The 10672-nt window shown below is 38.9% G+C and carries 17 protein-coding genes and 1 pseudogene; 3 read left to right on the forward strand and 15 right to left on the reverse strand.

Annotated features, from left to right (window positions below; genetic code table 11):
* Both BM294_RS15160 and BM294_RS15165 read left to right on the forward strand, forming a co-directional pair.
* On the forward strand, positions 1-303 hold a 303-nt coding region (locus tag BM294_RS15160; RefSeq protein ID WP_207648064.1), incomplete at its 5' end, for a hypothetical protein.
* Between the two features lie 55 nt (positions 304-358).
* Positions 359-1231, forward strand: coding sequence for a LysR family transcriptional regulator (locus BM294_RS15165; RefSeq protein ID WP_091209884.1), 873 nt, complete (start codon positions 359-361; stop codon positions 1229-1231).
* A gap of 51 nt (positions 1232-1282) precedes the next feature.
* Here the strand turns inward: BM294_RS15165 and BM294_RS16890 are convergent, their stop codons facing one another.
* The 7 genes and pseudogenes from BM294_RS16890 to BM294_RS15195 all read right to left on the reverse strand — a co-directional run bounded on the left by BM294_RS16890 (position 1283) and on the right by BM294_RS15195 (position 5485).
* On the reverse strand, positions 1283-1417 hold the full coding sequence (locus BM294_RS16890) for a DUF4869 domain-containing protein (protein WP_139225906.1): 135 nt from the start codon (positions 1415-1417) through the stop codon (positions 1283-1285).
* Between the two features lie 16 nt (positions 1418-1433).
* The gene (locus BM294_RS15170; protein ID WP_091209886.1) at positions 1434-1790 is read right to left on the reverse strand and encodes an arsenate reductase family protein; all 357 of its coding nucleotides are present in this window, start codon (positions 1788-1790) and stop codon (positions 1434-1436) included.
* A 233-nt stretch (positions 1791-2023) separates the two neighbouring features.
* The gene (locus BM294_RS15175) at positions 2024-2587 is read right to left on the reverse strand and encodes a flavin reductase family protein (RefSeq protein WP_091209888.1); all 564 of its coding nucleotides are present in this window, start codon (positions 2585-2587) and stop codon (positions 2024-2026) included.
* A gap of 30 nt (positions 2588-2617) precedes the next feature.
* Positions 2618-3400 (reverse strand): annotated as a pseudogene (locus BM294_RS15180) (PhzF family phenazine biosynthesis protein).
* A 4-nt stretch (positions 3401-3404) separates the two neighbouring features.
* Positions 3405-3998 carry a sugar O-acetyltransferase gene (locus BM294_RS15185; RefSeq protein WP_091209890.1) on the reverse strand — a complete coding sequence of 198 codons (594 nt, stop codon included), beginning with the start codon at positions 3996-3998 and terminating at the stop codon, positions 3405-3407.
* 245 nt (positions 3999-4243) lie between these two features.
* Positions 4244-4696, reverse strand: coding sequence for a zinc-binding dehydrogenase (locus BM294_RS15190; protein WP_091209892.1), 453 nt, complete (start codon positions 4694-4696; stop codon positions 4244-4246).
* 18 nt (positions 4697-4714) lie between these two features.
* Entirely contained in the window at positions 4715-5485 is a 771-nt protein-coding gene (locus BM294_RS15195) for an ABC transporter permease (protein WP_091209894.1), read from the reverse strand.
* Positions 5486-5633: 148 nt separating this feature from the next.
* On the opposite strand from BM294_RS15195, the gene BM294_RS15200 reads away from it, so the two are divergent.
* Positions 5634-6212, forward strand: a complete 579-nt coding sequence (locus tag BM294_RS15200; protein WP_091209896.1) for a TetR/AcrR family transcriptional regulator — start codon at positions 5634-5636, stop codon at positions 6210-6212.
* A 68-nt stretch (positions 6213-6280) separates the two neighbouring features.
* On the opposite strand, the gene BM294_RS15205 is transcribed toward BM294_RS15200, so the two are convergent.
* The 8 genes from BM294_RS15205 to BM294_RS15235 all read right to left on the reverse strand — a co-directional run.
* The gene (locus tag BM294_RS15205) at positions 6281-6517 is read right to left on the reverse strand and encodes a DUF6462 family protein (RefSeq protein WP_091209898.1); all 237 of its coding nucleotides are present in this window, start codon (positions 6515-6517) and stop codon (positions 6281-6283) included.
* A 262-nt stretch (positions 6518-6779) separates the two neighbouring features.
* Positions 6780-7037, reverse strand: a complete 258-nt coding sequence (locus tag BM294_RS15210) for an AAA family ATPase (RefSeq protein WP_242944561.1) — start codon at positions 7035-7037, stop codon at positions 6780-6782.
* 30 nt (positions 7038-7067) lie between these two features.
* Positions 7068-7730, reverse strand: a complete 663-nt coding sequence (locus BM294_RS15215) for a hypothetical protein (protein WP_175494727.1) — start codon at positions 7728-7730, stop codon at positions 7068-7070.
* Positions 7731-7842: 112 nt separating this feature from the next.
* Entirely contained in the window at positions 7843-8262 is a 420-nt protein-coding gene (locus tag BM294_RS16630; protein ID WP_330389897.1) for a PhzF family phenazine biosynthesis protein, read from the reverse strand.
* Between the two features lie 54 nt (positions 8263-8316).
* Positions 8317-8625: a PhzF family phenazine biosynthesis protein gene (locus BM294_RS16635; protein WP_330389898.1), complete on the reverse strand. Its 309-nt coding sequence runs from the start codon at positions 8623-8625 to the stop codon at positions 8317-8319.
* A gap of 57 nt (positions 8626-8682) precedes the next feature.
* Positions 8683-9525: a TIGR02452 family protein gene (locus BM294_RS15225; protein ID WP_091209901.1), complete on the reverse strand. Its 843-nt coding sequence runs from the start codon at positions 9523-9525 to the stop codon at positions 8683-8685.
* 163 nt (positions 9526-9688) lie between these two features.
* Positions 9689-10057 carry a YccF domain-containing protein gene (locus tag BM294_RS15230; protein WP_091209903.1) on the reverse strand — a complete coding sequence of 123 codons (369 nt, stop codon included), beginning with the start codon at positions 10055-10057 and terminating at the stop codon, positions 9689-9691.
* A 198-nt stretch (positions 10058-10255) separates the two neighbouring features.
* Positions 10256-10672, reverse strand: a 417-nt coding sequence (locus tag BM294_RS15235; protein WP_091209905.1) for a YbaK/EbsC family protein, incomplete at its 5' end; no start/stop codon positions are given.

Genomic DNA, 10672 nt, shown 5'->3' on the forward strand with positions numbered 1-10672 from the left:
GTGGTATTAAGGATACTGGAATTGATCAGGAAAAGAAGGAAAAAGGAAATAGATCTCGCCGGGTATCTGGGCATACCAACCGGATCCATGGCTAAATGGAAGTATTACGGAAGTACATCGTACCTGAGATATGTAGAGGAAATATGCATATTTCTTAACACGACACCGAATTATCTTTTCCTTGGGCATGAAGAAACAGTAGAAAGTCTGTCATTTGAAGAAAAAGATATAATTCGAATGTATCGTGACCTGGATGAAGGAAGAAAGAACTGCATCAAGGAAACTTTACGATATTTAACATAAATGAGATAGATTAATACGAAGTGGTAGAAAAACCACTTTTATAGAGGAGGTTTTAATGGAAATAAAAAATCTCAGATACTTTCTTGCAGTTGCAAGGGGAGAAAATATGTCAAAGGCTGCTGAGCTGCTTCATGTATCACAGCCTACTCTTTCAAAGACATTAAAAGCGTTAGAGGAAGAACTTGGGAAGAAACTGTTTATCAGGCACAGCTTCAGTATTTCACTCACTGATGAAGGGATGCTCCTGCGCGACCGCGCACAGGATCTTGTGGCTATGTCAGATAAGATCGAACAGGAATTTAACTCCCTGGATGATATAACCGGTGGGGATATTTATTTTGGACTGGCAGAAAGCTATCAGATCAGATACCTTGCCAGAGAGATTTATAAATTAAAAGAAAAATACCATAATTTCACCTATCATATAACCAGCGGAGATACTGAGCAGGTTACTGAAAAGCTTGATAAGGGCATTTTAGACTTTGCTGTACTATGTGAAACACCTGACAGCAACAAATACGAATATGTAAAATTTCCGGAAGCTGATGTATGGGGAGCAATCATATCTTCATCTCATCCCCTCGCCAGGAAAAAGTCCATCCGGGTCTCTGACCTGATAGGACAGCCTCTGTTTGTCTCTGAACAGAGCTGGAACAATGAAATCAAAGTGTGGGCCAAAGACAGATTTAATGAGCTTAAACTTGAAGGCTCTTTTAGACTTTCCTATAACGGCTCTGTATTTGCAAGGGAAAACCTTGGAATACTTCTTACATTTAAAAATCTGATAAATACCGAAGGAACTGACATGGTATTTAAGCCTCTTTCACCGGAACTGAAATCAGAGCTATATCTAATTTGGAATAAATATCAGACCTTTACTCCTATTGCGGAAAAATTTCTGGAGCAAATCAAAAAGGCTTTCAAGTAATTTGCAAGAAGGCCATAGCATTGTGAAAATCTGTGACCTTCTATAACGTTCCTACTCTTGAAGTACGTCACGAATGATTTCTTTAGAAAATGTATCTGTAATCCATTCATCGTCGTACTGATTATTAAAATATATAGTTGGTGTATCAATAGTGTTTTCTATATCACCAAAAATAATGCGTAACATATAGCTCTCTGTCCTTTTATCCTTCTAATACTGTACTCCATTCCTCTTCTTTAAAACCTACAAGTACCTTATCATCTGTATATAACAAAGGTCTCTTTACTAACATTCCATCAGAGGCAAGCAGAGTAAACATTTCGTCATCACTCATATCCTTTAACTTTTTGGAGAGTTCCATTTCACGATAAAGCTGACCACTGGTATTAAAAAACTTTTTTAACGGAAGTTCACTTGTCTTGTGAAGCTTACGTAATGTATCTTCATCGGGATGATCATCTTTGATGTCTATAACAACATGATTGATGTTATGATCATTTAACCATTTTAATGCTTTCTTACAGGTTGTACATCTTGAATAACAGTAAACATTAACCATCTTTATCCTCCTCATATCTGACGAATCGACATTCCTTGCGCGGATATTTTAACACCCATATCATGAAGCCCTCATTCAGTTTTTCTGTAACTATAAGTTGTCTGTAACCCCGACAAACGAACTTGTTCGTTTGTATAGTTGTCATTATGCGTGGCATGCACGCTTGATTTCGTCCTGATTGCTAAAGCTTATAAGTAGCACTTTCCAAGAGCATCCGTTCTCTCGAGAATCTGTTACTGCAATCTAAGGCCATCCTTGAATGCCTCTCCAACTCTTCCATTTACCTTATAGTATCCATGCGTATAAGGATCAAAAGCGATAGCTTCAATAGAATCAATATCCACCTTGCCGTCTTTCATGTTGGCTTCCTCAACAGACGTTCTTAAAACCTTTCCGATAACTCCGAGACCGGTATCATCGCTCTGATATTCTATGAACTCACATTCCATTGCAATAGGAAACTCATTGATCACCGGAGCATCCACAAGATCGGATTTTGTAAAGGTCATCCCACTCTTTGCAAACTTCTCCTTTTCGGTATTTCCGCTTGCAATACCGAAATAGTCAGCCTCAACCACATGCTTTGCATCTGCGATGTGAACTACAAATCCCTTTCTTGCCTTGATATTCTTAACAGTCTTATGAGTCTCCGTAAGGTTAAGAGCAACCTTATCTCTGTCGAGCATCGTTCCCCAGGCTGCGTTCATCACATCCACGCTGCCGTCCTCATTGAATGTCGATATCATAAGTACCGGCATCGGAAAAATCGCTTCTGTTGTTTTGATTTCCTGTTTCATTGCTTAAGTCCTCCTTTTATCCTATAGAAGCTAATCTTCAGCTACTATTTCTGAAACTGCCACGAGAGTTGCTTCTCCGCTTATGGCAATCCTTCCATTATCCAGCATCTCACAGTACAGATGTCCGCCTCTCTTAGAAGCCTGATATGCGTGGATCCCGGTCTTGCCCAGTTCCTTTGACCAGTAATCGGCTATCTGGCAGTGCGCTGAGCCGCATACCGGGTCTTCAGCTACAAGGAGCTTCGGGAAAAAACTTCTGGAAACGCAATCCTAATCCTTTCCTTTGGCCGTTACATCCTGCCCGCGTCCGGGAAGATCAGCAAGTTTACTCTGATCAGGTTTCATGTTTCGGATCTGCTCTTCGGAATCAAAAATGCATAAAAGATCCGGTCCCAGAACAGCCTTGACGGGACGAACTCCAAAAGCACTCTCCATCTCATCCGTCACAGGGATCTCCTTCTGTTCATATGTGGGGAAATCCATCTCATACAGGTTGTCCTTCTTCTTAACTGTCAGTTTCCCGCTCAGCGTATGAAATTCCACGATATCTTTATCCGGCTCTACATAGTTCAGAATCACAAACGATGATGCCAGTGTGGCATGTCCGCAAAGTTCAACCTCCGATCCCGGAGTAAACCACCTGAGATGATACCCCTGCTCTTCCTTCACGATAAACGCTGTTTCACTCAGATTATTCTCCATTGCCAGGTTCTTCATAAATTCTGCCGAAGGCCACTTATCCATTACGCATACTGCCGCCGGATTACCTGAAAATGGCTTATTTGTAAATGCATCAACTATATACTGTTTCATTCTGTCATCCTCTGTATATCGGATATTTTTCCTTATCAGCTTCCGTGATCTTACGGATCGCACGACAGGGATTACCTACGGCTATTACTCCGGACGGAATATCCCTGTTTACCACACTGCCTGCACCGATAACCGTATCATCACCAATGGTCACTCCCGGAAGTATCGTTACATTTGCTCCGATCCATACATTGTTTCCTATTGTGATCTGCAGTGCTATTTCAAGCCCCTTGTTTCTCTGTTCCACATCCAGTGCATGACCGGCTGTAGAGATCACACAGTTAGGAGCGATAAATACATAGTCACCAAAAGTAACCTTCGCACCATCCAAGATGGTCAGGTTATGATTTGAATAGAACTTGTCACCAAGAGTTATATTCGTTCCGTAATCGCAGTAAAATGGCTGCGTGATGAAGTAATCTCCTTTGATCTCTCCGAATACCGTATTTAATATCTTTTTCTGCCCCTCAAGATCAGACGGCCTTACATTATTGAAATCAAAGCATTTTTCCGCACACTCTGCCCTCTTTACTGCCAGCTCCTCATCATAATTTGCATCATACAGGTATCCTGCCTGTGCTTTTTCAAATTCTGTCATCCCGCGTTTCTCCGTTTCTTCGTTATTTTATCCTTCCCAAACAAACAACCCTTCCGAAGATGAAATCTCCCTAATCAGATCCATCAGCTCCTTGTCAGGATTAAACACCGTCATATTGTATAGCCGCCAAAATAACTTAAAGCCCTGCCACGCATCATTGCACGTATTCCACCCTTTGCAGCATCCTCTGCTTTTGCCGCTTTTCTAAACATAGTTGAAGTCTTGCATATATGTTAAACTAATTGTTACGATATTTTCAATATTGTCTTTCCTTTCGACCCACCGGATGCCACTTTCTTCAGTGCCCTGTTCACATCACCCAAGTCATACACCTCATCTACGGATGCTTCTATATGGGTATCCTTAAAAATATTTGAAATTTTCTCCAATCCTTCTCCGTCCTCATGCACGAAAATGAAGAAATATTTCTGGCCCTTAGCAGTGGCCATTTTGTCATATTTTCCACCAGCAACCTTAAACATTATCCGTTTGATGAATGACATTCCGCTTCTTGCAGCAAATTCACCATTCGGAAGCCCTCGTAGAGATACAAGGCTGCCACCTTTTTTCAGTATTGCAAACTCCCTCATAAGTTCCCGGTCACCAAGAGTATCCAGCACATAGTCAACATCCGAGAGCACCTTTGAGTAGTCTTCCTTTTTGTAATCAATAAACTTATCTGCTTCCCAACAATGCATTCATTTACCCCAAAAGCCTTAGTCTTTAATATCCGGAAGCTTAATATATGTAATCAAACCTCTTATAGAAAGTATCAGGCATACAAGGCCTGTGATGTAATACCAGGGATTTGCACTAAGTGAAAAGAAATCAGGTGCAATCGCAAGCCACATATTACACCAAGGATTAAAGGATACAACCGCCACGCAAATGAATACAATATGAAGAAGCAGGCTATGACCCTTCCTATACCCTCTTTTTACAAGCACAAGTCCTGGGATTGTTGTGATTAGAACCTGTGTGAATATCCAAAACTTCCACATTGTACTGTCGTGTAATTCAAATCTCAGCAGGTTTAGAGACACATATGAAAGCAGCACCTGAATAACAACATCCGTCATACGGGTTTTAAATGGAGTTCCCGGTTTCCAATTTATATCTTTTTCATAAGTAAGGGCTCTTTGCAGGCTAAATATTTCCATCCCTACCCATATAGCCTCACCAATTGCCAAAAGAAGAAACAGTGGGAATTTATCATAATTTTTCCATGCATCGAGGAAAACCCATATTCCCATAAAGTCTGCCGCGCAGTAAAAAGAATGCAGCCACAGAGGATAAGGACCTACCTTATCTTTTTCAGTGATAATTATAGGAATGATGTATACAAGCAATCCAAATATAACTGCTAATGCAACTGCAATCCATGAAGATACCCATCCGTCTGCTCCTATAGATAAGTGATCTATAAAGTCCTGTGGACTTACATCACCTGTTGGATATCCTGAAATTAGTTTTTCTATGATATTCATCTAAAACCTCCTTAAGTAACGCTTGTATAAACTCTTCATGTCATGATTATAAATATATTGACGAGAATAAAACAATGAGCAAAAATATACACAATGATAGTTACTTATCAGATTGTATGGTTTTGTATAGAAATAGGGAGGCTTCGTTATGTATAAAGTTTCTTCAGATCGTCGTTTCCAAAAGAATAAAAGAGAAATCAGAAAAGCCTACATTTCGCTTGTGCAAGAAAAAGGTTATCAGAATGTCACTATATCTGACATAGCTCAGAGAGCAGATATAAACAGAATGACTTTCTACTCTCACTATGATATCGTAGAGGATATTTTTATTGAATTTGTTGATGAGATGGAATCGCGAATCATTTCTGAAATATCAAGTCACAACATATTTGATCTTGATATTTTTTTTGAACTCCTGAATAATCTCATGTATCAGGAAATTGATTTTTTCAGATATATTGCAAAGGAAGGAAACTGTGCTGACTTCAGATCTGCTTTTGTAAAGACAATTGAAAAGATTATTATTTGGGATCTGGATGATAAAAATGATTATTCTGAAACCCAGAAAAAAATTGCCGGTAATCTCATTGCAGTTTCTATTGCATATGCTTACCTTGACTGGCTGTCAGGTGATTTTGGATCTGCAACCCTTGATGAGGTAATATCCACTACTAAAGAACTATTGAAGGATAATCTCTCAAATATAAGTTTTACAAATCATGATTAACAGTTTCATAAAAACTACGCGTTTACGCCATTTATAGACTCTATGGAGTCCTATGCTTCTCTATGGATTTATATGGATGGATTGTTGCCATCACAAAAATTTTCAAGATATTCATCAACCTTCTGGGTATTTACAAGGACACATCTCTTTACCCTGTAGACCGCTCCGGCTTCCTTTGCGATCACTTCAAATGTATGTCTTCCAAGAGAATATAACTCTACTCCCTCCTTGTATCTCACAAATTTCTTCTGTCCACCTGAAACCTTTACATCAATCTCCGGTACTTCGTATCTTGTTTTCGGCATTGTAATGTCCATCCTGCTCTTTAGCTTATGAGAACATTCTATAGCCTTCTATGACATTCAACGAGCATACTGTTTTTAATTTTGTCAAATGGGGTTTGACATATACTTACGAGGCTGATTTTAATTGTTACATACAGTCTGTTTCAAATGATCAAGTAAAGTATATTCCCCTTTAGGAATCTTAGATATTTCATGATATTTCTTTATGGATTCTATTAATATACCAGGGTTAGAAAAATACTCTTTGACAAAGCTGTAACTTTTAACCTCTGTCATACTCATCCAGTAATTCTGGGTAATGAGTTGAAAAGATAAGTGTTCCTCCATGTTTATTCACCTTCATATCCATGAAAAACCGCATTAGTGTTGTTACAATTTCCTTATTGAAATGGTTTTCTATTTCATCCACCACTATATATCCGCCATTTTTTAATACTTCCTGAGCCAGTGTAAAAATCACCATTCCTTTAACTGTTCCCGAAGAAAGGTAATTATTGAGTTCAACAGGATTGTTAAGCACTTTATCTTCTTTTCCCTTAATTCAAAAGAATCATTCCTTTAGCAATTTTTCACGAGTTTCATAGTATTCTTCAACTTTATTCCATAATGAATGGAGTTGTTTTTTATGGGCGCAAAGTTTCTCGTTACAATTTTCACATTTTAGAAAACTGTTGGTGTTTTCAGAAAATCTTTCTGAATGTTTATAAAATGTAATCTCCCAACGGATCAGCAGTATGAATGAAATAAGCAGTAATGCCCAAAGATAGCTCTTCCGAACAAAAAACAGTGGTGTGAACATCATCGCATAATCCCAATTATATATCCTGCAAGTGCTGCAACATTTATTCTTAAGGAGCCAAGTCTGAAATGGACAAAAAAACAGGATACATATCACATCACAAACTGAATATGCACTGCATAGAAGGAGCATAAATCCATCATCCAGTATCCCCATCATATGGAGTCCACCAAATATAATGTTAAACCCTATCCATATGATAAGAACGAGCACTGTGGCATTATTATCCTGTATGATAATGTCTGTTTTACCTGTTTTTTTATAGTTGCAGGCGAATTGTTTCTGACATCCCGGACTTTCAAGTTTTGAAGGGAAAAACCTGTAGACCATCTCCAGAATGAAAACAACCCAAACAAAGAGAATGAGTAACGGCGTACCTTCCAAACGGTCTATGACCTGTGTCTCTCCATTCACCTTACTCAGGATATAGAAAACGAGTAAAGCAATAAAAATTACCGACCGGTATATCAGTCGTACATAATGTAATAAGCTCACTTTGGATAATCTGATTTTTCCATTTGTATTCTTACTCATTGATTTTTCCAAGCTGATCCTTTTTATATTTCAGAAACTTCAATATGTTACACGATTTTATTGTATTATCATCTAATATTGATGATTCACTATACAATGCAGCATTGCCACTTATGATGACACGTTCACCTTTGTTCTCACAGTATACGATCCCGCCTCTTGGAGATGCCTGAAAAGCAGTCATTTTGTCTTTTCCCAATCTTTTAGACCAGTATGGGATCAAATTACAGTGGGCTGATTCACATACTGGATCTTCATTAACCTTAATCTTAGGGAAAAATGTTCTCGACACAAAATCATAATCTTTAGACGGAGCAGTTATGAAAAGCCCCATGCCTTCCGTAACTTCCATAATCTTAGAGTAATCCGGAATGAAGTTTATGACATCTTCTTTCCTGTCCAACACCAACATAATGTCTCTACTGATATAAGCCTTAGCATTAAGACCATTTACAGCATTTTGCGTTTATGTAGTAATGAGTTCCCCGCTTAATGAATCAAATGCAAAGGAGCCGGCCTCTGTATCGTAAAATCTCGACAATACATATGCACTTGCAAGTGTGGCATGACCGCATAGATCCACCTCTTTTCCAGGAGTAAACCATCTGATGTGATAATTATTTTCTTTTACAACAAATGCTGTTTCTAAAAGATTATTTTCAACAGCTATCTTCTGCATAAGTTCATCCGAAATCCATGTGTCCATGACACATACAGCTGCAGGATTACCATGAAATATTTCTTTTGTAAATGCATCAACGATATATTGTCTCACAGCTAACACCCCCTCAATTCCCTAAATATCTGACCTCTTTGCCATACTTCTTAAATATCATCTTCCAAGAATCTTCTCAAACACCTGATAGTTTCTCATATCACGCGGTGAGCAATATACAGCAAACTCTATCTTCTTGAATACCTTTGGAAATTCTAAAATTGCTGTCCTGTAGGCTCTGGCAACGACTTCAGGGTTATTTTGAAAAGCCCCACAGCCAAATGCCCCAAGCACTAATACGTCAGCTCCTTTTGCAGCCGCACACGTAAACATATGAATAGCACGCTTTACATGATATCCAAAAAGCTCTGCATCATGCATATAGGTTCCACTGCCTATAATCGGGACATGAATGTTTGACTTACTCCTCAGATCAGGTGCTGCAATGGTTATAACATCTACCATCACCCAGTCTTCCTTTGGCATCCTCTTAGGAAGATCTTCATCAGTCTTACAGATTACAACGCCTTCAATATAAATAAGTGAATCCGATGCTTTAGGTGTGTTGAGTTTTTTATGATGGGCATAAAAGGTATCTCTCAGACTCCTCCGATAAATTAACGGATACAAAGTGGATGTCCTGCAAAGAGACTCTTCCTGTGCACTCGCACCGGATGTCACTCCACCACCTGCATGAAAAGCATTGGCAAAATTCATAACTGCTATCTTACTGTTTTTATCTTCTGAATGAAGACGTATTGCAGCCTGATATGACCTGTCCTTTGTCACTGTGACCTGTGTATCATATTTACGGTTTATATCAAAATCCGGATAATCATTTTCATAAAAAATTTCTGTATGTTTCTTTCCTAAACTTACTGAATCTGACAGATCCTTGTTTTCATTGATCCATGCCTGTGTATCCTCAAATACCTCGATTCGCTCTTCTCTTGATGACATAAGAACCCTCCTCTTAGTTGATACATTTTGACTTTTTATACAATCTTTAAGGCAAACACTTCTGGCACGATTTGTACCTTACGTCTATTATCGCATCCCTTGACTGGTTTGAGTACTCCTTGTTTTTCTCTTTCATATCACTTCGGGTATTATCACATTCTTATCATCCGACTCTTATCACACTTGCCCCGAAAGGAAATAATGCAAGTTGTGCAATCTTAAAAAACTGAATACCGAATGGTATACCTACAATAGTTATACAAAGCAGGCATCCGATAATGAAATTACCTAATGCCAGTTCCCAGCCTGAAACGAGAAACCAGACCACATTTAAAAGGAAAGACACAGCACCTCCGTCATGTACTATCTCTTTTCCAAAAGGATCAAGCGAAATTGATGAGAGCTTAAAGCACTGCAATCCTACAGGTATCCCTATGATTGTCATACACCAGAGTAATCCTGTGAGCCACCATCCAATAGCACTGAGTAGTCCACCACATAATATCCAGATAATGTTTCCTAATAAATTCATGATATCCTCCCAAAATAGTGTGCTGTAATATTTTGCATTTTCTAAGTATAAGATATCGCATAACGTGTATTTTAAAAATGACAGCATGATTTTACTCAAAGTTTTACATACTGCCTATATTTTAACTCTAAACAGTATCTGTTACAGAATAAATCACTCAAATAGTCAATGTTTGAGTACTATTCATCACAATTTATATTAAACTTTTTCTTCCCATCCTTTGCAAACGTCGCACCAGCCTACGGTCTCAGTAATCTCTTCCAACTCGTCAGGAGTAATCTTGACCGACGTAAACTCGTTACCTCCTGCCGGGTGAACATACTCAAATCGTTTCATTGATACATCAAGCCATATCGGAATCCCTGCAGGAACTGCAAAAGGGCACACTCCGCCCGGCTGGAATCCTGTTATATCCTCCACCTGGTCTCTCGGGATCATATGGGGCTTAGTATGGAAAACAGATTTAAACTTGGAGCTGTTCACCTTGCCATCCCCAGCCATGACCACAATAACAGGCTTTTCATCCACAACAAATGACAGTGTCTTGGCAATCTCAGGCTCTGTGCAACCAATCTGCTGTGCTGCATGCTCAACAGTATCTATTGTCTCGGAATG

The sequence above is a fragment of the Oribacterium sp. WCC10 genome (genome assembly GCF_900113415.1).
Taxonomy (GTDB): domain Bacteria; phylum Bacillota; class Clostridia; order Lachnospirales; family Lachnospiraceae; genus Oribacterium.

Coding starts and splice junctions, on each gene's coding strand:
- BM294_RS15195 (WP_091209894.1), bottom strand. CDS start 5,485: ATGAATATCATAGAAAAACTAATTTCAGGATATCCAACAGGTGATGTA.
- BM294_RS15165 (WP_091209884.1), top strand. CDS start 359: ATGGAAATAAAAAATCTCAGATACTTTCTTGCAGTTGCAAGGGGAGAA.
- BM294_RS15190 (WP_091209892.1), bottom strand. CDS start 4,696: ATGCATTGTTGGGAAGCAGATAAGTTTATTGATTACAAAAAGGAAGAC.
- BM294_RS15205 (WP_091209898.1), bottom strand. CDS start 6,517: ATGCCGAAAACAAGATACGAAGTACCGGAGATTGATGTAAAGGTTTCA.
- BM294_RS15200 (WP_091209896.1), top strand. CDS start 5,634: ATGTATAAAGTTTCTTCAGATCGTCGTTTCCAAAAGAATAAAAGAGAA.
- BM294_RS16630 (WP_330389897.1), bottom strand. CDS start 8,262: ATGTTGGTGTTGGACAGGAAAGAAGATGTCATAAACTTCATTCCGGAT.
- BM294_RS15170 (WP_091209886.1), bottom strand. CDS start 1,790: ATGGTTAATGTTTACTGTTATTCAAGATGTACAACCTGTAAGAAAGCA.
- BM294_RS15230 (WP_091209903.1), bottom strand. CDS start 10,057: ATGAATTTATTAGGAAACATTATCTGGATATTATGTGGTGGACTACTC.
- BM294_RS15185 (WP_091209890.1), bottom strand. CDS start 3,998: ATGACAGAATTTGAAAAAGCACAGGCAGGATACCTGTATGATGCAAAT.
- BM294_RS16890 (WP_139225906.1), bottom strand. CDS start 1,417: ATGTTACGCATTATTTTTGGTGATATAGAAAACACTATTGATACACCA.
- BM294_RS15175 (WP_091209888.1), bottom strand. CDS start 2,587: ATGAAACAGGAAATCAAAACAACAGAAGCGATTTTTCCGATGCCGGTA.
- BM294_RS15225 (WP_091209901.1), bottom strand. CDS start 9,525: ATGTCATCAAGAGAAGAGCGAATCGAGGTATTTGAGGATACACAGGCA.